This window comes from Kluyvera huaxiensis (assembly GCF_040149365.1).
GTDB lineage: Bacteria > Pseudomonadota > Gammaproteobacteria > Enterobacterales > Enterobacteriaceae > Kluyvera > Kluyvera intermedia_A.
On sequence record NZ_JBEFLV010000001.1, the window covers coordinates 162,281 to 182,415 of the forward strand.

The 20,135-nt window shown below is 54.2% G+C and carries 15 protein-coding genes; 7 read left to right on the forward strand and 8 right to left on the reverse strand.

Translation table 11 applies throughout. From position 1 onward, the window contains the following. The first annotated feature begins 72 nt into the window (after positions 1 to 72). Positions 73 to 1,305, forward strand: a complete 1,233-nt coding sequence (locus ABOC97_RS00865; RefSeq protein ID WP_349592885.1) for a putative acyl-CoA thioester hydrolase — start codon at positions 73 to 75, stop codon at positions 1,303 to 1,305. Positions 1,306 to 1,365: 60 nt separating this feature from the next. On the opposite strand, the gene ABOC97_RS00870 is transcribed toward ABOC97_RS00865, so the two are convergent. The 5 genes from ABOC97_RS00870 to ABOC97_RS00890 form a co-directional block, all read right to left on the reverse strand. Continuing rightward, positions 1,366 to 2,799 carry an aldehyde dehydrogenase gene (locus ABOC97_RS00870; RefSeq protein WP_349592888.1) on the reverse strand — a complete coding sequence of 478 codons (1,434 nt, stop codon included), beginning with the start codon at positions 2,797 to 2,799 and terminating at the stop codon, positions 1,366 to 1,368. Between the two features lie 131 nt (positions 2,800 to 2,930). After that, on the reverse strand, positions 2,931 to 5,054 hold the full coding sequence (locus ABOC97_RS00875) for a virulence factor SrfC family protein (RefSeq protein ID WP_349592890.1): 2,124 nt from the start codon (positions 5,052 to 5,054) through the stop codon (positions 2,931 to 2,933). Next, positions 5,051 to 8,032 carry a virulence factor SrfB gene (locus tag ABOC97_RS00880; RefSeq protein ID WP_349592892.1) on the reverse strand — a complete coding sequence of 994 codons (2,982 nt, stop codon included), beginning with the start codon at positions 8,030 to 8,032 and terminating at the stop codon, positions 5,051 to 5,053. The genes ABOC97_RS00875 and ABOC97_RS00880 overlap by 4 nt, the downstream gene beginning before the upstream one ends. A gap of 3 nt (positions 8,033 to 8,035) precedes the next feature. After that, positions 8,036 to 9,370, reverse strand: coding sequence for an SrfA family protein (locus tag ABOC97_RS00885; protein ID WP_349592894.1), 1,335 nt, complete (start codon positions 9,368 to 9,370; stop codon positions 8,036 to 8,038). Between the two features lie 245 nt (positions 9,371 to 9,615). Continuing rightward, complete coding sequence (locus ABOC97_RS00890; RefSeq protein WP_349592896.1) at positions 9,616 to 11,532, reverse strand: acyltransferase family protein; 1,917 nt, start codon at positions 11,530 to 11,532, stop codon at positions 9,616 to 9,618. 397 nt (positions 11,533 to 11,929) lie between these two features. Here ABOC97_RS00890 and ABOC97_RS00895 point away from each other — a divergent pair, with 397 nt between their 5' ends. Together ABOC97_RS00895 and ABOC97_RS00900 are read left to right on the forward strand one after the other, a co-directional pair. After that, positions 11,930 to 13,525, forward strand: a complete 1,596-nt coding sequence (locus ABOC97_RS00895; protein ID WP_349592898.1) for an ABC transporter substrate-binding protein — start codon at positions 11,930 to 11,932, stop codon at positions 13,523 to 13,525. Between the two features lie 9 nt (positions 13,526 to 13,534). Then, the gene (locus ABOC97_RS00900) at positions 13,535 to 13,768 is read left to right on the forward strand and encodes a DUF2526 family protein (RefSeq protein WP_234504627.1); all 234 of its coding nucleotides are present in this window, start codon (positions 13,535 to 13,537) and stop codon (positions 13,766 to 13,768) included. An 82-nt stretch (positions 13,769 to 13,850) separates the two neighbouring features. On the opposite strand, the gene ABOC97_RS00905 is transcribed toward ABOC97_RS00900, so the two are convergent. Both ABOC97_RS00905 and ABOC97_RS00910 read right to left on the reverse strand, forming a co-directional pair. Then, complete coding sequence (locus ABOC97_RS00905; RefSeq protein WP_052283366.1) at positions 13,851 to 14,300, reverse strand: DMT family transporter; 450 nt, start codon at positions 14,298 to 14,300, stop codon at positions 13,851 to 13,853. Beyond that, the gene (locus tag ABOC97_RS00910) at positions 14,297 to 14,815 is read right to left on the reverse strand and encodes a GNAT family N-acetyltransferase (protein WP_349592901.1); all 519 of its coding nucleotides are present in this window, start codon (positions 14,813 to 14,815) and stop codon (positions 14,297 to 14,299) included. Before ABOC97_RS00910 ends, ABOC97_RS00905 begins: the two co-directional genes overlap by 4 nt. Positions 14,816 to 14,853: 38 nt before the next feature. Between ABOC97_RS00910 and ABOC97_RS00915 the strand changes: the two genes are divergently transcribed. Both ABOC97_RS00915 and ABOC97_RS00920 read left to right on the forward strand, forming a co-directional pair. Beyond that, on the forward strand, positions 14,854 to 15,426 hold the full coding sequence (locus ABOC97_RS00915) for a helix-turn-helix domain-containing protein (protein WP_349592903.1): 573 nt from the start codon (positions 14,854 to 14,856) through the stop codon (positions 15,424 to 15,426). Positions 15,427 to 15,614: 188 nt separating this feature from the next. After that, positions 15,615 to 16,274 (forward strand): GntR family transcriptional regulator, encoded by a 660-nt coding sequence (locus ABOC97_RS00920; RefSeq protein ID WP_349592905.1) that lies wholly within the window; start codon positions 15,615 to 15,617, stop codon positions 16,272 to 16,274. 50 nt (positions 16,275 to 16,324) lie between these two features. On the opposite strand, the gene pqqU is transcribed toward ABOC97_RS00920, so the two are convergent. Beyond that, positions 16,325 to 18,436 (reverse strand): TonB-dependent receptor PqqU, encoded by a 2,112-nt coding sequence (gene pqqU, locus ABOC97_RS00925; RefSeq protein WP_349592907.1) that lies wholly within the window; start codon positions 18,434 to 18,436, stop codon positions 16,325 to 16,327. Between the two features lie 255 nt (positions 18,437 to 18,691). On the opposite strand from pqqU, the gene yncE reads away from it, so the two are divergent. Both yncE and ABOC97_RS00935 read left to right on the forward strand, forming a co-directional pair. Further along, a complete protein-coding gene (gene yncE / locus ABOC97_RS00930; RefSeq protein WP_349592909.1) occupies positions 18,692 to 19,756 on the forward strand; it encodes a 7-bladed beta-propeller protein YncE in 1,065 nt (354 codons plus the stop codon). A gap of 147 nt (positions 19,757 to 19,903) precedes the next feature. Continuing rightward, positions 19,904 to 20,125 carry a YgdI/YgdR family lipoprotein gene (locus ABOC97_RS00935; protein ID WP_349592912.1) on the forward strand — a complete coding sequence of 74 codons (222 nt, stop codon included), beginning with the start codon at positions 19,904 to 19,906 and terminating at the stop codon, positions 20,123 to 20,125. The last annotated feature ends 10 nt before the right edge of the window (positions 20,126 to 20,135 follow it).

The following is a 20,135-nucleotide window of genomic DNA, read 5'->3' on the forward strand; positions in this document are numbered from 1 at the left end:
CTAAGTCATAAAATAAAACGAAGTTCCATTATTATCGGTTCTCAGTTTCTATTTAATGTAAATGGAGAACCGATGATAAGAATACCTTACCTGGGAATGTCGACGCTGCTCTGTATGCCACTGGTGCTGCAGGGCTGCTCGGCGCCTTCGTCAACAGGAACGGCGACCAGACCGCTGCTGACGGCGCAAGAAGCGGCCCCTTACACCGCAGAAAACTACTTTGCGCAGGGCGGCCTGTTGTCTCAGCCACAAGGCGCATGGCAGCCTGGTGACATTAACCTGAACGATATTAATACCCCCTGGCGTGTGGCCGCGAGCGGAGCACCGTTCACCCGAGTTCAGCAGGCCGTTGATGCCGCCATCGCACAGCATCAGGGCGCAGAGCGAATTTTTATTCGTCTTGAGCCGGGCGTTTATACCGGCACGGTCTATATTCCCGACGACGCGCCGCCAATCACGATTTTTGGCTCTGGCAAACAGCCGGAATCGGTGCGCATAGAGTTGGCCCTGGACTCACAGTTTAGTCCGGCACAGTATCGCCAGACGGTCAATGCTGACCACTACCCGCCAAACTCCCCGGCCTATTATCAGTATGCGCTGTGCGCTGGAAAAACCACCGCGCTCATCGGCACCAACTGCGCCGCCGTATTCTGGTCGCAGAGTAACGATCTTCAACTGGTGAATTTAACGATAGCCAACAGCCTGCTTGATACCGTCGACGGCGGTACCCATCAGGGCGTCGCGCTGCGCACCGACGGCGATCGCATTCAGTTGCAAAACGTTCGTCTACTTGGGCGGCAGGACACTCTGTATCTTAACGTCAGCAACCGTCACAATGACGCGATAACCGACAGAATTAACCGCGTTTATGTCAAAGACAGCTATATCGAAGGCGACGTCGACTACGTCTTCGGCCGGGCGAACGCGGTGTTTGACGGAGTGCATTTCCATACTGTCTCCAGCCGTCAGTCGCCGGAAGCCTATGTACTGGCACCGAATACGCTGCCAGAAAATCCGTACGGTTTCCTGGTAAAAAACAGCCGCTTTACTACGGATGAGGGATATAAAGGCACCTTCAAAGCCAAGCTGGGCCGCGCCTGGGATCAGGGGGCTGGGAAAACCGGTTATCTGCCGGGGAAAACCGCCAACGGCCAGGCATTGATTGTCAACAGCACGATTGACGGTGGCTACGATAGCCTGTCTCCGTGGGGGGCTGCGGCCACGACCGCAAGACCTTACAAGGGCAATACCGACAGCGCACGACAGCTGAATGATGTGCAGTTCAATCGTCTGTGGGAGCGGTAGAAGGGTACCGATACGATGACGGGTCGGGCGACGGTTGCGGCGCCCGACCAGGTCGTCAGATTAAAACGGCAGCGTGCGCGGGGTGGTTTGCAACGTCACCCAGCGCAGCTCGGTGAATTCATGAATCCCCGCGCGCCCACCGAAGCGACCATAGCCGGAATCCTTGGTGCCGCCAAACGGCATTTGCGCTTCGTCGTGCACCGTCGGGCCGTTAATGTGGCAGATCCCGGTTTGTAGATTCTGCGCCACGTTCCACGCACGGGCGGTATTGCGGCTGTAGACCGCAGAGGACAAGCCGTAGGCGCTGTCATTGGCGATTCGCAGCGCGTCTTGCTCATCGCGCGCGCGGATTACCGCTTTCACCGGGCCAAATGATTCCTCATTCCAGATACGCATCTCCGGCGTGACGCCCGCCAGCAACGTGGCGGCCATCAGCGTAGAGTCTGCCTTGCCGCCGGTGAGTAGCGTGGCACCTTTCGCCAGCGCATCGTCAATCAGAGCGTTACAACGCACCACGGTTTTATTGTCGACCACCGAACCCAATAATCCCGCCGGCAGGCCATTTACTCGTTTAACTAACGCGGCGATGAACGGTTCAGCAATGCTTTCATCCACGATAATGCGCTCGGTAGACATACAAATCTGCCCGGCGTTGGCAAACGCGCCGAAGGTTGCGCCTGCGGCAGCCTGTTCAATATCGGCGTCGTCGAGCACCAGCAGCGGGGCTTTACCACCAAGTTCCAGCACCACCGGTTTTAAATGCTTCGCGCAGGTTTGGGCGATAATTCGGCCGACGGGCGTCGAACCGGTGAAATTAATGCGCCGTACGCCCGGATGCGCGATCAGTGTTTCAACCAGCTTCGGAGCGTCCTGCGGGGCGCTGGTCAGGTAATTCACCACGCCCTGCGGGAAACCGGCGGCGGCCAGCGACTCAATAATCAGCCCTTGAGTGGCGGGCGACAGTTCGGAGCCTTTGAGGATCACCGTATTACCGCAGGCCAGCGGGGTGGCGATAGCGCGAACGGCCAGAATAATCGGCGCATTCCACGGTGCCATACCCAGCACGACCCCCGCACCCTGGCGCGTAGCCATGGCAAGATTTCCCGCAATATTTGACGGGATCACCTGGCCGTCGATTTGCGTGGTGAGTGCGGCGGCTTCACGCAAAATATCGGCGCCAAGATGGACGTTAAATCCGGCCCAATGCGGCGTGGCGCCCGTTTCGGCATTCATGGCGGCAACAAACTGGTCGTGGCGCTGCTCAAGCTGGTCCGCTGCGGCTAATAGCAGTCGCCGACGTTCCCCCGGCGGCGTATCGCGCCACTGCGGGAAGGCCGCCGCAGCCGCATCAGCGGTGCGAATCGCATCGGTAAGGGGGGCGGCGGGAGCGTGCGTGGCGATGTCACCGCTGACGGGATTGGCGCGAGAGAAGGTGGCAGCACTGGATGCCGCGCAGGCTTCGCCATTAATAAACAGGGTGCAGGTGAATGTCATGGAAACCTCTTAGCGACTCGGGTAATGGATCGAGTGTAAAGAGGTGGTCGCAAGGTGAACATCCATGATGCGGATTTCGCACGTTTTTTTTCAGTTCCTGAAAGCGGTTCACATCCTTGTGCCGCCGAGGGTTACTGGAGAATTAACTGGAGCTGGCGCTGCGCATCGTTATCTAATTGCAGCAGATTACTTTGTTCACCCGCCTCGGTGCTGCGGGCGTACAGCGCTACCAACCAATCATAAACATAGCGAGTGGCGGCATGCACCGGTTGTTCGCCAAGCTGGGTCAACCGCGCGCTGCTGGTAGCTACGCTTTGCGCGAAAATCGCACTGTCTTTGACGACACGGCTGGCCGGACGCTGGTCTGTCGGCAGTTCTGCGTAGCCGAGCCAGTTGATAAAGTCGCCGAGGGTCGCGCGCAGTTGGGCGGCACCGGCTTGCTGCTCGGCGCTCACCTGACGCAGACGCTGGGCGAGCGACATCCGCTGGCTGGCGGCGATCAGCGTGAGCGTGAGCTGCTGCTGGGTGGCAGGCGTCAGCACCGGATGGGGCTGACGGCTCCACTGGCGTAAATGTTTACACCACAAGGCATAGGCTTGCGAGCCATGATCCTGATGCGACAGAACGCTATGCGGCGTCGTTTCGGGGGCGGCAAAAAGATCGACCGCGTCGTTAAACAGGCCGCTGACTTTTTCTTCGCGCTGTTGCTGTACCTGGCACAGGGCATCGAATGCGGCCAGATCCGGCAGCAGGCTTTCTAGCAGTTCACCGTGGCGGGACGCATGAGTTTGCAATTCACGGATAGCCGATTGCGCCTGCGCGGCGTGGTTTTGCGTCGAGGCCAACAACGGCTGGCACAGCGCATGTAGCTGCTGCCGAAAGCCGCTGGCGATGGCGGCAAAACGCCGCTGGCGAAGTTCTGGCAATGTCGCCTGCGACAGCCACTCAATCAGCCGTTGCAAACTGCTGTGATCCAGGGCCTGTAATGTCCCCCAATGCTGGCCCGGCTTGCCGACCAGTTGCTGAATGGCTTCATCAAAGTGACGCTGGTGTACAAACCGGTCATCTTCCGGGGTGATTGCCCACACCAAACCCGGCAGCTTATTTTCCTGCGCGGGCTGCGTTTCGTTGACCCAACGCAGCAGCGCTTTGGCGGTAGCCGGGATCATGGCGCGCTGAGCGGTGGCGTTACACACCAGCAGAATATCCGGCTGGCGATGTTGGCGATAGTGGTCGAGCAGCCAGCGGCATTTACACGCCCACAGCGGCGAATCCGGCGTTGCGGCAGGAACGGGAATATCAATGATATCCACGTTGTCCAGCACACCATTTTCGCAGCTTAGCACCAGCTCAACGGTCAACAGCGCCAGCGTGGTCGCTGGAATGCTGACCGCGTTTTGATAACCTTCGGCGGTGAGCGGATGCACCAATACCGCATCATCGCTTTCGCCGCCCGGGGTTAAAAAGGCATCCATCGGTAGGGTAAAGGCATCCACCAGTAAGCTCAGCGGTGCCATAACTTCCCGACGGTTGCCCAATTGGTGCAGGGTATGCGCCAGCTTCAGCCATTGTTGGGTCAGCTCCTGCTGTTCGCCCCATAACAGCGACCAGGCGCGGGCGCGGGCGGTCAAATCCAGCGACGGCAGCAGGCGGGCAAACTGGTACCACAGACCATCGTCGATTTGCTGGTATGACGTTGGCAGCGTATCGCGCCAGAAACGCGCAATGGCGGCGATTTCCGCCGACGTCACACCCGGCACCGGCTGCGGCTGGCGCAGACTTTGCCAGCCGCGCAACCGCTGGGCGATAACGCTGCTGTCCGGCGCGCGTGCGTCGCCGCGCTGCCAGGCGTGGGTGATAAACAGCTGTACCAGCTCGGCTTCGCTCATCAATATCAGGCGCAGCGGGAGCGCGTCGTCAGGCGTCGAGGGATCGCGGCTAAACCGCACGGCCATTTGCGTCAGGCTGTGGCCGGGGTTGATATGGCTAAAATAGTCGAGGGTCTTGCTTCCCGCCTGTACCGCCAGGCGGCCATCGCCGCTGCCGCACAGCGTGCGCAATAAATGGGCTTTGGACGCCTGCGAGTGGCCAAACAGCGCAATACTGGCGCGGCGCAGGCTTGCCTGCTGGTGAGTTTGCTGCTGGGCATCAAGACCGAGCAATCGTGTCAGCAGCGCGTCGGCATCTTCATCCAGCGCCGGGTGAGTCTGTCGGGTGACGTCGACCCAGTCCATCACGGTCTGTAAAGAGGTCATTTCAGGAATACACTCCCGCTATCAATCCAGTAGTGGCTGCCGCTGTGACGGCGGTCGGCCAGGGTATTCAGTTTCAGGGTCAGGGCATCCGGCGATACCGGCGTACCGTCCTGCAGCCAGGCGTCGCTGAGGACAAACGCCTGCGGCGCTTCATGTTTGCTGCCGCCTTGCAGTTTAAGCCGGACCTGCAATACGCCATCCCCGGCAATAGCCTTCGCCAGCTCCGGCGAGTTAATGCTCAGCGTATACAGCGGCGTGGCGGGCCAGCGGGTATTGGCGAGTTGACGGAAGCCGAGCGTCACGTTGCCGCGCAGCGGGAAGTGCAGACGAGCGTCCAGCTTCGCGCCCGGTTTATCGAGGTCGAGAGCGTGATACCAGATATTCTCATCGCGCAGGGTATTCACGGTTTTATCCAGCACCCCCAGATAGCGCACGGTGGAGTAAGCGCCAATATCGGCAGCCTTAAAATTAAAGTGCGGCAGGCGCAGGTCCAGCGCCAGACTGCACAGCATCGCCCCCACGGCGGCGGTGGATTTCGGGTTGCCAATACGCCCTTGCTGACTGAACGGATACCACTCGTGAACGTGGTATTTATCCAGCCACACCATGCGGTTGACCGGTACCGGCTGTAGATAGCGAATCAAGGCCTGAACGCCGGGCAGGCACCCCGGACGCCCGGTCACCAGCAGCACGTCGCAGGCATAGTGGGATATAGCCTCGCACAGCGCATGCAGCGGTCCGGCAAGCGTAAATTCACCCGCCAGCATCGCTTGTTGCAGGCTGCTAAAATTCACTTCCAGCGGCACGGCCAGCAGATCAAACGCCGCACTGCCCACAGGCAGCGCATGTTCAATGGCTTGACCGACATAGTTCATCACGTTCCGGGTCGGGGGTTGCGATAGCAGTTCGCCAAAGGTGGCATGCAGCCCGGCGAGCGGATCTTGCACGTCGCTTTGTTCCCAGGCGGCGAGAATCGCATGCCCAATCGGCATAAACAGCTGCAGCGTGGTTTGCTGGCGTAACACCGCTTGCGTATCTAATCGCCCGGAGTCGCCAAACAGCGTCGCCATCAAGGCCTGCGCATCGGCAACACCGGATTTCTGCAGCTGGATTTGCAGCGCGGGCAGCACGCAGCGTTGAATAATATCCAGCAGCACGTCATCTCCGGCGATTTTAAATCCTTCACGGAATAACAGCTGCGGGGTGATTTTGACGTTGCCACCCATGCCATCGTCCAGCTGATACTGGGCAATCGCCATATCGGTGGTACCACCGCCTAAATCCAGCGAGGCAATGCGCAGTGCACGGCCTGGGGCCACACCCGGTTCCGGCTGGCGGTCCGGGCGCGCCATCGAAGCGAACAGCGCTTCGGTTTGCCCTGAGAAGTGGGAGATGGCTTCGTTATACAGCCATACCAACTGGCCGCAGCTGGCTTCGTCCCACTCCATATGAATTTTTGGAATCGGAACGACGCTTTTTTCCTGCAAGCGCACGCTGGCGAAATCATCATCCTGCGGGTGCCAGCCCATCGCTTTCCACACCAGCGCAATTGCCTCGAACATGCGGCGGCGGAAGATCTCGCGCTCCTGTTTAGGCATAGCTGACGGCAGCGTCAGGATCAGCGTTCGCAGCTGGCGCGGTGAGGCAGGGAAGCCCAGACGTAAACGGGTCGCTACGCTGTTGATCTGCCCCAGCGCCTGCGACAGGATTTCACACAGCATATGGGTCATCAGGGTGCTACGGCTGTACTGCGGCGAGAAGACCGGCATGCGTTCATCCGGCGGCAGGGTGAACAGCGGCTGGCCTTCATCGTTCATCAGATTCATCAGCGGGAAGGCTGTCGCCAGCGGTTCGCGCTGAGTTTTTCCGTTCATCTGGCTAAAGCGCCAGTCCTGCACGGTTGGCGTTTCATCCCACAGATAGCGGCGTGGGCTGGAGATACCGCTATAGCCTTCGGTGCCTAAGCGTTGCATCGCCAGCTTGCGGGCTTCATCGCCAACGCGCACCAGCGATGGCCAGATAAAGGCATCTTCGCGGCCACTCTCGACGGAGAAATGCTGTTTGCCAAAGCGTGATTCAGAGAACTCGACGCGGCTGGTAAACAGCGGTTCATTGAGATATTGCGGCTCGCTCAGCGAACGGACCTGTAGCTCCGCGGTCTGGCGCAGACCATCGTTGGCATCGCCGTGATCTTCGATAATCACGCCGCAGGTATGGGTGTTGCCGACGTCCAGAATCAGGTCTACCGGAATCGCCGGGGTGCTGAGGGTGGCGGTGACGATTTTTATCTCCGGCACCGTTAATTGCTCACCCAGCAACGCCAGAATATTCAGCCAGTGCCCCTGATATTCAAAGCTGCGCAGCGCCTGAGCTAGGTCGCGCTCGCTGCGGGTTTCATGTACCGCCACCGTCTGCTGGAATACTTCGCGCAGCCAGCCGTCAATCCATGTTTGGTCAAGGAAATCGGCCAGCTCGTTGTCGCGCCAGGCCAGCGCAAAGCGGGTACCGTTAAGCAGATCGTTGGCAACCGGCGACAGCGCGGTGACCGCGTCGTCGCCGATCTGGCTGTCAAAAGCCAGCGTGATGCGGTGGGTATTTCCGGCGGTATCCGGCTCAGCCAGCTTGCGGATCTGCACGCGCGCCCAGTTATCCGGGCCTTCGACGAAGGTGCGCGGCGGGTTAAAGCGTAAAAATGGCAGCGGCAACCACACGCCGTCGAGCAGGGCGAGCGAGTGATGCAGCGCGAGGGTGGACTCGGGTTTCACCACTTCCGGCGGCCTTCCGGGTTCACCGGGCAGCGTGTGGCGCTGGTTAACGACGTCGTAGTCCAGACGCAGCAGCGGGCCGTTGGCGGTTTTACGCACGAAGCGGCCATTTTGTAGCGACTCCTGCGGACTGAGGCCGAAGTCAAGGAACTGCACGCCGCTGTTGGCAATCAGCGTCACGCTCTGTTTGTAATCGCAAAGAGTCACCAGCATGGTTTAGGCTCCCGTCTTTTTAAAGGTCAACGGCACCACCGTTTTGGCGTCAAACCGTGCGGTACAGACGGCAACGTTGCTGTTGCCAGGTTTACAGCTGATTTCTGGCAACGGATAGCGCGCGCCATCGCTGCACTGGGCGTTGCCACGGCTCTTGATCATCAGCTCACCGTTTTGATGCAGCCCGGAGAAAATCGCCGCTTTGCAGACGATACTGCCGTCGCGAACGACGCGGGCGGTGCCTTTATTGTTCTGGATCTGATAACGCAGGCTTGGCGCTTTCCCGCTGTGGGCATCGCTAATGTCCATCTGCACGCGCCAGCTGCCGTTGAGGAAACGGGTGGTACCGACGCGCATCTGGTCGGCATCCATGACCATGGCATCTTTAGGTATGGCGGCAATCACCAGCGGTTTTTCTTCCTGCTGGGCGATAGGTTCCGGCTTGATGCTGGCCTGATGCAGCGGTAAAGCACTGACTAATACCGGCATGTCCGAGGCTTTCAGCACGGCAGGTGCCGGTGTCGCGACGGTTTCTGTGACCGGCTCGGATTCTGCCTGAGTGGCTGGGATCATCAGCGGTACGGCGATGGCTACGGCGGCCACCGCTACAGCCAGCGGAACGCCCCATACCCAACGCGAGCGACGAGTTTTCACCGCGAGAGGTTGAGCAATTACCGTTTCGGCAGGTGCCTTTTCTTCTTCAATCGCGTCGTCTGCTGGCAGCGTATAGGCATTGATTAACGGCTCATTTACGCCGATCAGTGGCATATCAGCTTCGCTAAACGTCACCGCAGGAACCTCGGGCTCTTCTACTTCCGGTAGCTCGATAATAACCGGCTCTTCGGGCAGCTCAGGCTCAACGTAACGCAGGCAGTCGAGGGCATCCTCACGCGCGCCTTCATTGAGGTTCACAAAACCCCAGAAACTAATGACCGGTTTGCCATCGACCAGGAAAAGATGATTTTCGCCGGGAAACTGCAGGGATTTTTCGAGCAACGCGCCAAACAGCTGTTGCGCGGTTTTTTCCGATTGCAGGCACTTTTTGCTGAGCGTTCTGGCGCTCTCCTGCAAGCCTTCTAAATAATGCAGTGCGCGGGTGCGCAGCGTTTCATCTGCCGCTTTCCAGCCAACAACTTCGCCAGCAATGGGCGAATACCAGTCGACCCGGTCGCCTTCGTCATTAAGCTGCGGTACTGCCAGACAATCCACTAAAGCGTATTGTTTGCGTAACCGCAGCGTTTCCCGTACCTGCAATGCAGAATGAAATACGGTTTGCCCGCCGCCGCCCACGGCCTGGAAATCATCAAGACTTCCACTGCGTAAAAGAGTTTTTGCCACGTTCCTGTCCCATAGACTTCTTCACGCCATTACTTTACGCAAAGCAAAATGCAACAAACGGCGAAAGAGAGGGGTAAATAGGGTAATTCTCGCGGCATTGAATTTCTGGCCCTAAGGAAAATTTTCTTTTGGGGCTTTGTGGGATGCTTAAGAGGTGTGTTTTGGCAGGCGCAGCGGACAAAAAACAATCATCACGCTATGGGCGCAGATCCTCCCTGGAATGACCAGGGAGGGAGCAATAACCGCTACTGAGTAAAATGATTGAGTTCAGTATAGCGTTGGGTGTTGATGAAGTGCTCTGCCGCAGAAAGTGAACCAACGACGCTAATATGTTCGCCATCGAGTGAGTATGGGACACCCTGCGTATTAACCTGGGACGCGTCAAACAAGTCTTCGCGAGGCAGAAAAACAGTATTCTTATTGTCTGCTGATAAATTCCTCAACACCGTACTGACTTCTGCCTGACGTTCATTCTTCGAATTGGTTATGTATTTTGATATATCAAATTGATGCTCATCCCATACCGATTTTTTGTACATTTCGCCAATGTTTACGTCAAATTGGTAAGGTTCATCCATGATGATTATTTTTTTACCCGTTTTTTGCGCCGTTTTTAATAATGACTCAAATGCTTGCTTCGCTTCGCTATTGCCAACGATATAAGACCATGCGCCAGAGAAAATTAAATAATCATAGTTTTCTATGTTTTTAGCAAGGTATTCACGATTGAATAAGCATTGCTTATAGGCGATTGAGGTTTTTGGCCCCAAAAATTCAGTTCCGGTTGAGGGGCCACACCAGTTAGTGGTGATCGCATTGATATCTAAGTTTAATTTTTTACCTACCGTATCCCAGAATGGAATGTAATGGCCTGCAAAAGAGTCGCCAAAGAGAATGGCTTTTTTCTTGCTGTTTAATGAACCAATGTGGCAGGTTAGCCCATCTTGTCCTAAATTCAACTTGCGATTGCTGGCTATGGCATAAAAACACCAACCGTTATCAGGGTTGGGTAATACAATTTCAGTCGACGCTTTTTGATAGTTCGCATTACCTCGCCACAAAAAACCCGAATGACTGCGGGTATAGTCAAATACGATGATAGAAATAATCATTGGTATCAAAACAAGGGCTAGAATTTGTTTTTTCTTTAATGATTTTAGTTTGTTGGACGCTTTTTTCTCAAAAAGAGCATAGACGACGATACCGACAAGGATAGAGAAAAGTGAATAAAATAAGCGAGATAGAGTATCGGTGAGTAGTTCGTAATAACTTAAAGTGACAAAAATTGGCCAGTGCCATAGATAGATGGAGTACGATGCCGAACCTATCAGCTGCGATGCTTTATTATTAAAGATGATGCTGTGTTGGTTTGCTGAGTATAAAATCAGTGCCGTGGAAATTACCGGCAACAGGGCTAAATAACCAGGCCATAGTTGAATGTTATAACTGACATATGCTGAAATGGCTAACAATACAATACCAATGCGATAGAGTATCGCATTTTTACTTTTATTCTGCGATAGAATGAACACCACTCCACCAAACGCCATCTCCCATGCTCGAGTGAACAAAGTATAAAAATTAAACGATGAATCAATCGTTGAGTAATGAATCGATGTCAGCAATGATGCCGCGAGGATGAATAAAACTAACGTCAGTAGTGATTTTAACTTTCTGATTGCACTCGCGGTCAACATTATCATTAGTGGGTACACTAAATAAAACTGCCATTCGACCGATAATGACCACGTATGGAGCAAGAAATTACTATCGCTGTCGCCAGTGAAATATCCATTCTGGAGATTTAAGTACGCGATATTAGAAACGAAAAGCAATGATTTTATAGCGTATTTTGAATAGTCTTTAAAACTTTCCGGTGGTGCGAATGTAAAGCTAATGGCATAGAAGATAACTAGCAAGAAGATGATTGAGGGGACAATCCTGACAATGCGTGATATATAGAAGTCGAATAATTTAAAGTCTCTATTTAAGACACCAGGGATTATTATTGCTGACATCAAAAAACCTGACACAACAAAAAAGATGTCAACACCAATAAATCCGGAACTAAATCCTGGTACCCCATAGTGGAATAACACCACAAGCAGGACGGCATAACATCTCAGTCCATTAATATCTTTTCTAAAACCAATCTTTGACATACATACCTGTAAATAAAATTAGATTCTTAATTCAGTATGAGGATAATCTGATGGATTATACGAAAAAAACTTTAAGATTCAATGGATTTGGCTGCTTATGTATAGATTTGCTGTATGTGTTGGTACCACTTGCGGTACCTGAAGGTTTATCTGCGCTCAGAATGAGGGGCTTCCTGCTAGAGGGACATTCGCGGGAAAAAGAATCATCGCTAATCTTAACTCGCTGAAAATAATGTTAATTATGTGGTTTGTTTCAGTTAACTATTTGCTGATTAGCGCAGTTTATGCTGTTATTAGCCTGTCCACGCGCCGAGTTCATAAAGCGGTAGAGATACTCTCGATTTATCTACCTAGTGAATATCTGCGAGTTATAATAAAACTGAAAGGCTTATAACAAATGACTACAGGGAAAACGCTCCTCGCGCTGGCGCTCAGCGCACTGTTACCGGCAAGCGCCTTGGCGGCCAGCAACGACACGCTCATCTACTGCTCCGAAGCCTCACCGGAATCCTTTAACCCGCAAATCGCCAGCTCAGGCCCGAGTTTTGTGGCCAGTTCGCAGGTGTTATATAACCGTTTGATTAACTTCGACCCGGTCAAAAACACCCCGGTTCCATCGCTGGCAACCGACTGGACGATATCTCCAGACGGCCTGACCTATACCTTCACGTTGCGTCAGGGGGTGAAGTTCAACAGTAACAAGTTCTTCAAACCGACCCGTGACTTTAACGCTGACGACGTGATTTTCTCCGTGCTGCGTCAAAAGGATAAAGATCATCCGTATCACAATGTCTCGCAGGGTAACTATGAGTACTTCAGCGACGTTGGCCTCGATAAGCTTATTAAAGAGGTGAAGAAGGTTGATGACTATCACGTACAGTTCGTGTTGAACGAACCCAACGCCGCGTTCCTCGCCGATTGGGGCATGGACTTCGCATCGATTCTGTCGGCGGAATATGCCGATGCGATGCTGAAAAAAGGCACCCCGGAGAACGTCGATAACTGGCCAATTGGTACCGGGCCATACGTGTTGCAACAGTACAAAGTCGACTCTCAGATTCGCTACCTGGCTAACCCAAATTATTGGGATGGCGCGGTGCCGACCAAACACCTGATCTTCTCCATTACGCCAAACGTCGAGACGCGTCTGGCGAAGCTGCAAACCAACGAATGCCAGATTATCCCTGCGCCTTCGCCGGTACAGTTTGATGTGATTAAAAAAAATCACGACCTGACGCTGCACGCGGTTGAAGCACTGAACGTCGGCTATCTGGCGTTCAACACCAGCAAAAAGCCGTTTGATAACGTGCTGGTCCGCCAGGCGCTAAACTACGCTACCGATAAACAAGCTATCGTCAACGCGGTGTTTATGGGATCCGGGACGGTGGCCAAATCGCCAATTCCACCGAATATGATGGGCTACAAAAAGGATCTCCAGGACTACGGCTACAACCCGGAAAAAGCGAAAGCCTTGTTGAAGCAGGCCGGGCTTGAGAAGGGTGTGGAGGTGACATTGTGGTCGATGCCGGTTCAGCGTCCGTACAACCCTAACTCGCGTCGTATTGCCGAGATGATCCAGAATGACTGGGCTAAAGTGGGCGTGAAGGCCAAAATTGTCAGCTATGAGTGGGGCGAATACCTCTCCGGTATCCGCAAAGGCGAGCATGACAGCGCGTTGTACGGCTGGATGTCAGACAACGGCGATCCGGATAATTTTGCCAATACGCTGCTCGGCTGCGACAGCATAAAATCCGGCTCCAACGCCGCGCGCTGGTGTAATAAAGAGTATGATGGGCTGGTGAAAAAAGCGCTGGTCGTCAGCGATCCGGCGAAACGAGCCGCGTTGTACGGCCAGGCACAGGAAATCTACTATCAGCAAGCACCGTGGATTGCGTTGGCGAATGGCAAAACCTTCTATGCCACGCGCAGCAACATCACGGGCTACAGCGTTAGCCTGATGGGCAGTGATTTCTCGAAAGTGAAAATTAATTAAGGAGCGAGTATGTCACATCTGGATGAGGTTATCGCACGCGTTGATGCCGCGATTGAAGAGAGCGTGATTACGCACATGAATGAGCTGCTGGTTGTGTTGAGCGATGATGCGGCGCTCAGCCGTGAAGATCGTTTTACCCAGCAGCAACGCCTGCGCGTGGCGATTGCTCATCACGGTAAAAACCAGCAGGAGCTGGAAGAAGCGCGTCGCGAACTGCTCAGCCAGGGCGGCACGATCCTCTAGTTTTTACTGATTATCAGCCCCCTCATCCCGATGGATGAGGGGGCTGTGCCACCTTTTAAGCTTGATAACCGGCTTTTGTGTCTCAAAACTGGCGTCTTGCCACCAGCCATGCACCGATAATCAGCATTACCGCCCCGCACACCGGCCCCACCAGCGCCCTCCATGGAATGCCATGGCTTTTAACGATATCCATCACCAGTCCGCCAATTAGCTGACTGGCCACCAATACCGCAATCGTCGTTGCTGCCCCTACGTACTGATAGCCGCTGATGCTGGCAAAGACAAAAAATGACCCCAGCAGACCGGGTATCAGCGTCCACCATTTAATGGTGGACACCAGCTCGTTCACGCCTGAAAGACCATGTTTAATCAGCAGGATAGTGACAAACAGCACGATACCCACCAGCGAGTTCAGCAGCATCGCCACCAGAATCGTCGAGGCGGACTGAGTAATGCGCACCATCAGCGTGTTCTGGATAACCAGGCCAATGCCGGCGGCTATCAGGAACGTCAGCGTGAGGGATTGATTCATGCCAGGCCATCCGGGTCGAGCCGGTTATCCAACTGTAGCTGCATGAAGGTGAGATCTAACCAGCGGCCGAACTTGGTGCCAACCTGCGGCATCTGCCCGGTAGTGACAAATCCGTGTTTTTCATGCAGATGCAAAGAGGCGTAGTTTTGCGATTCGATACCGGCCACCATCACGTGCTTGCCGCGACGTTTAGCTTCTTCAATCAGTGCGCCGAGCAGAGTGTTGCCGAGCCCTTTACCCTGATGTTGCGGATGGACATAAACCGAGTGTTCCACCGTGTGACGAAAACCGTCAAAGCTACGCCAGTCGCCGTAGGAGGCATAGCCGGTGACAACGCCATCTTCTTCACTCACCAGTACCGGAAAGTGGCCGAACTGACGCGCCTCAAACCAGGCAATGCGATTGTCGGTATCAACGGTTTTATCGTTCCAGATAGCGGCGGTGTTGACTACCGCATGGTTATAAATTGCCGCAATCGCGGCACAGTCTTCTTTTGTCGCAAAACGAATAGACATAGTTGCACCCTGAATGTTGTTCACTATATTATTACGCCATGAATACTATTGAAGACAACCTAAATCAGCGGATCGGTGCAAGAATTCGCATTGAACGCGAGTCACGGGGCTGGTCGCTGAGCGATCTGGCAGAGCGTGCCAGCGTGTCGCGGGCGATGATCCACAAAATCGAACGCGGCGAAAGCAGCCCAACGGCGGCACTGCTGGCTAAGCTGTCCGGCGCGTTTGGCATCAGTATGTCGACGCTGATTGCCAGGGCGGAGATTCAGGAAGGTAAGCTACTTCGCTTTGCCGACCAGCCGGTCTGGCACGATCCGCAGAGCCATTATCTGCGCCGCCACGTGTCGCCGCGCGGCGAGCTGCCTATCGATTTAGTACAAATTGAGCTGCCTGTCGGGAGCGATATTCCTATGCCCGCCTCGGCATACGCGCTGGCACGTCAGCTTATCTGGGTGCAGGGTGGAGAATTGCTGTTTATGGAAGGGCAAACCGCGCATCGCATGCAGGCGGGGGATTGTTTGGAACTCGGGCCGCCGAATGACTGCCGATTTATCAACGACAGCACTGAGCCCTGCGTTTATCTGGTTGTACGTTTGAACATTCCGCTTTAGCTCATTTTTTCAGTGAGGTGGTCAGGATGTCCGCCTCACTCAATCGTTTCGCTAACAATATTGACCGGTGAATTTCACTAAGGGAACAATTTTAAAATATATATCGTATTTCCTGAGCGAAAAAAGAAAATGCCAGCTATTAATTGTTATAGGGCTCTGGGCCTATAATTTGTGGAGTTAAAATAAAAATGCTGGATTTTGCAAAAGCACAACGCATCAGTTTGACGCAACAAGTTGAGAATAATATCAAGAGTGCGCTAATCATCGGTGCCTTAAAACCCGGCGAGCGATTGGTGACGCGAGAAATAGCGGCTAATCAGGGGATCAGTATTACACCCGTTCGCGAAGCGTTACTCCGGTTGGTCTCTTCCGGTGCGCTTCAGGCTGCTCCCGCGCAGGCGTTTATGGTGCCGGTATTAAATCATTCAGGCTATCGCGAAATCAGCCAGATCCGCAAAAACCTTGAAGGCATGGCGACCGCAACGGCATCGGCGAAGATAACCTCAGATAAAATAGGGGAATTGAACGAGCTCTCATCATTATTTCACGAGGCTAAAAATGCCGGTGATATCACGAAAATGCCGCAAGCCAATTATCAATTTCGCTTTAAAATTTATGCTTATGCAGAAATGCCAACATTAATGACCATGATTGAACAATTATGGGTTCGTGCCGGTCCTAGCTTCCATTATTTATATTCTAATTCTATAGAACCGTTTCAGCATATAAATGTATACCAACCATTACTGTCCGCGCTGGAAAAAAAGGAGCCTTCCGCCAGTCATTTGGCGATATGCCAGATTATTGACGAGTCGGCGACCTTCTTACAGCAGCAATATCACCATTAATATTGATGTAGAGAATACGTTTCCGGGTTTCCCCGGAAACGTCAGCGATGTTATTCAAAACGCCAGGCAACATTCAAACCCACACCGTAGTTACGGCCCGGAGCCGGTTCGTAGTAGCGGTCGTTGGACTCATTGACGATAACGGAACCCACATACTGTCGGTCGAACAGGTTATCGACCCGTCCAAACAGATCCATGCTCCAGTTGCCGATATCGAATTTATAGCCGGTGTTCAGGCCGACAACCGTCCATGATGGCGCGCGGGCGGTATTTTCGTCGTTGGCCATAATGTCGCTCATATAGCGAACATCGGCCCCGGCGTACCAGCCGCTTTCCGGCTCATAGCCCAGCGACGCAAAGCCCATATTGCGGGCAATTCCCGGGATACGGTTGCCGTTGCATCTGCCATCACCACAGACGTCGGTGCGGTAGGTGGCGTCAAGCCAGGTCCAGGCCGCTTTTGCGCGCCAGTTTTCAGCGAACTGTTGGTCGAGCGACAGTTCCATGCCCTGACGGCGGGTTTTGCCCGCGTTTTTATAGCTGGTGCGCCCGCCGCTGCTGCTGTCGACGACAATTTCATTGTCGGTATCGGTCTGGAACAGCGCGGCGGTCAACAGGCCGTTACCAATGCGGGTTTTACTGCCTATTTCCACGGTATCGTTGGTCGAGGGTTGCAGCGCGAAGTTTAGCCCGCTCTGATCGCCGGAACGGTAGGAGAGTTCGTTGATTGTCGGCGTCTCAAAGCCGCGTCCGGCAGAAAGATAGACGTTCCAGGCATCGGTTACCGCATACTTGAGCGATCCGGCGGGCAGCCATTTGTGGTAGCTGGCATCACCGCTGTCGTCGCCGTTGTTTGCCGTGACGTAATGATCGTTGGAGTCAAACCAAACCGAACTGTAGCGCACGCCGGCATCGAGACTGAGTCTGTCGGTCAACTGCCATTGGCTTTGCAGGTAAGGGTCAAGGTTCCACATCAGATTGCGTTCGTTGCGGCGCAGATTGCCTTTTTCGCCATACACCGGCGTGCTGCCGTCCATGACGAAGTTTTCGTAACCATGGCGTTTTTCGCTCATGGTTTCGTAATCCAGCCCGCTGGTGAAGGTCACCGGCACCAGCAGTTCGCCGCTGTGCGTCCAACGGGTATCAATGCCCTGATAGTGTCTGTCCAGATCGATAACGCCACCGGCATGGGTTGGCTTAAGCTGCGGGGCGCGCGGAATCGACTGGTACTGGGTGGTTTGACGCTCGCCCGCATACATCATCACGCTGAGCGAGTCCTGCTCGCTTAACTGGCGTTCATAGCGCAGCCCCGCCTGGGTCTGTTTGACGTCTTTACGCGTATTGTACTGATCGCCACGCGGGGATTGGTGCGGGTCCTGGTGCATTTCGGCATAGCTCAGGCCGCCGGGATCGTTGGCTTTAATATCCACGCTGTTAAACAGTAGCGTCAGCTTACTGGCGTCATTAATCCGCACACCCAGTTTGGCATTGGCGAGATTTTTACGCGCCGCACTGTGGTCACGATAACCGCTGGTGATGAAACGATTGGTCGACACCGTATAGTCAACATCCCCCGCCTGCGTACCATCGCCCACTGCGCCGCTGGCCTTCATGCCGTAGTGCCAGGTGCCATAGCTGCCGTAGTAGCTGCTGGCTTCCACGGTGGTAGGTTGCTTGCCGCTTTCGGTCTTAACGTTGACCACGCCGCCGGAAGAGTTGCCGTACAGGGCAGAGAAGGGGCCGCGCAGCACATCGATACTCTCGACGCTGCCAATATCGATGTTCGACGTTTGCCCCTGGCCGTCCGGCATGGTGGCGGGAATACCGTCAACGTAGATGCGGATACCGCGTACGCCGAAGGTGGAACGCGCCCCAAATCCACGGATCGACAGCTGAAGATCCTGGGCATAGTTCTGTCGGTTCTGGATCTGCAACCCCGGTACCGCACCCAGCGATTCGGAAAGATTCACCCTCGGGGTGGCATGGCGCATCTCGTCGCCATCGACCACGCTCACCGCCGCAGGCGTGTCCAGTTCGGACACCGTCTGCGGCGTGGCGGTGACAATTAATGTTTGTTCGTCATTGGCCCAGGACAGTGGCGAAAAGACAAGAGGCAACAGCAGCGCAGGCAGCGTCGCTGTGCGAACAGTAATGATTTTCATGGAAAACTCGCAAAATGTACCAAATGGAACAACCTAAACAGGGTAATACTTTTGTAAATATATTGAAAACTTTAGCAGCATAAATCGTTAAATGTAGGTAATGGAATGGCAACTATTTGGTTGTCAGGACAAAGAAAAGCTCTACTTTACATAAATTAATGATTACTATTCGCATCTATAAAACGCGGTGCAACGACGCCGCGAAGCCTGAAGCGATGTGAAGCGTAAAAAAATAGTTCATCAAAGGGAGTCGTCATGTCATTACGTCAATTGTCCGCGCCGCGCCTGCGCCGTTCTTTGTTGCTGAGTGCCTTACTGCTGGCGGGGAGCTTTAGCGCGCATGCCGCAGATGAAATGCTGCGCAAAGCGGTCGGTAAAGGGGCATATGAAATGGCCTACAGCCAGCAGGAGAATGCGCTGTGGCTGGCCACTTCGCAGAGCCGTAAAACCGATAAAGGCGGCGTAGTCTATCGCCTCGATCCTGTGACGCTGGAAGTGACTCAGGCGATTCACAACGATCTCAAACCGTTCGGCGCGACCATTAACGCGCAGACTCAGACCCTGTGGTTTGGCAACACCACCAACGGTTCTGTCACCGCAATTGACGCGAAAACCGGCGACGTCAAAGGTCGTCTGGTGCTGGAAACCCGTCAACGTAGTGAAACCGTGAAGCCGCTGCAGCCGCGTCAGCTGGCGGTTGATGAGAAGACCAACACCGTTTACATCACCGGTATTGGCAAAGATAGCAGCTCGGTATGGGTAGTTGATGGCGATAAAATTGCGCTGAAAACCACCATTGAAGGCACCGGCAGCTTTGGTACCGGCCTGGCGGTAGACTCTGACAAACAGCGTCTGTACGTGACCAACGCCGACGGTGAGCTCATCACCATCGATACCGCGACCAATAAAATCGTAACGCGCCAGAAACTGCAGGACGACGGTAAAGAGCACTTCTACATGAACATCAGCCTGGATAAAGATGGCCAGCGTGCGTTCATTACCGATTCTAAGCAGCCGGAAGTGCTGGCCGTTAACCTGAAAGACGGCAAAGTGCTGGCGAAGATTGACACCAAAGAAGGGCTGGCGGTGCTGTTTAACCCTGCGCGCAATGAAGTCTACGTGACTCAGCGTAAAGCGGGTACCGTGACGGTTATCGACGCGAAGAGCTATAAAGTGACGAAAACCATCCAGACCCCAACCTTCCCGAACAGCCTGGCGCTGTCTGCGGATGGTAAAACGCTGTATGTCAGCGTGAAGCAAGAGTCTACCCGTCAGAAAGAGGCCACTGCGCCAGACGACGTGATTCGTATCGCGCTGTAATCTGCGTTATCAGGGAGGCGCTTGCGTCTCCCTGATCCTCTCAATTTATCTTCTGTTACATCCCGTATCTACCTGTTCGCACACTATCAGGCATACAATACATTCACTTAAGCCATACCTATAGTGTGGGCGGAAAACGGAGATAACATGAAAAAGTCTTTATACATTCTTGGTGCGGGTGCGATGTTACTGGCGTTGGCGGGTTGTACCAGCAACTACGTGATGACCACTAAAAGTGGGCAGACGATTGTCACCGAAGGTAAACCGCAGCTGGATAAAGAGACTGGCATGACAAGCTACGTCGATCAGGACGGTAATACACGTGAAATTAACAGCAGCGACGTTGCGCAGCTTATTAAAGATAACTGATTACGTTTTG

Coding starts and splice junctions, on each gene's coding strand:
- ABOC97_RS00895 (WP_349592898.1), top strand. CDS start 11,930: ATGACTACAGGGAAAACGCTCCTCGCGCTGGCGCTCAGCGCACTGTTA.
- ABOC97_RS00910 (WP_349592901.1), bottom strand. CDS start 14,815: ATGTCTATTCGTTTTGCGACAAAAGAAGACTGTGCCGCGATTGCGGCA.
- ABOC97_RS00915 (WP_349592903.1), top strand. CDS start 14,854: ATGAATACTATTGAAGACAACCTAAATCAGCGGATCGGTGCAAGAATT.
- ABOC97_RS00890 (WP_349592896.1), bottom strand. CDS start 11,532: ATGTCAAAGATTGGTTTTAGAAAAGATATTAATGGACTGAGATGTTAT.
- ABOC97_RS00870 (WP_349592888.1), bottom strand. CDS start 2,799: ATGACATTCACCTGCACCCTGTTTATTAATGGCGAAGCCTGCGCGGCA.
- ABOC97_RS00875 (WP_349592890.1), bottom strand. CDS start 5,054: ATGACCTCTTTACAGACCGTGATGGACTGGGTCGACGTCACCCGACAG.
- ABOC97_RS00935 (WP_349592912.1), top strand. CDS start 19,904: ATGAAAAAGTCTTTATACATTCTTGGTGCGGGTGCGATGTTACTGGCG.
- ABOC97_RS00880 (WP_349592892.1), bottom strand. CDS start 8,032: ATGCTGGTGACTCTTTGCGATTACAAACAGAGCGTGACGCTGATTGCC.
- pqqU (WP_349592907.1), bottom strand. CDS start 18,436: ATGAAAATCATTACTGTTCGCACAGCGACGCTGCCTGCGCTGCTGTTG.
- ABOC97_RS00865 (WP_349592885.1), top strand. CDS start 73: ATGATAAGAATACCTTACCTGGGAATGTCGACGCTGCTCTGTATGCCA.
- ABOC97_RS00920 (WP_349592905.1), top strand. CDS start 15,615: ATGCTGGATTTTGCAAAAGCACAACGCATCAGTTTGACGCAACAAGTT.
- ABOC97_RS00900 (WP_234504627.1), top strand. CDS start 13,535: ATGTCACATCTGGATGAGGTTATCGCACGCGTTGATGCCGCGATTGAA.
- yncE (WP_349592909.1), top strand. CDS start 18,692: ATGTCATTACGTCAATTGTCCGCGCCGCGCCTGCGCCGTTCTTTGTTG.
- ABOC97_RS00905 (WP_052283366.1), bottom strand. CDS start 14,300: ATGAATCAATCCCTCACGCTGACGTTCCTGATAGCCGCCGGCATTGGC.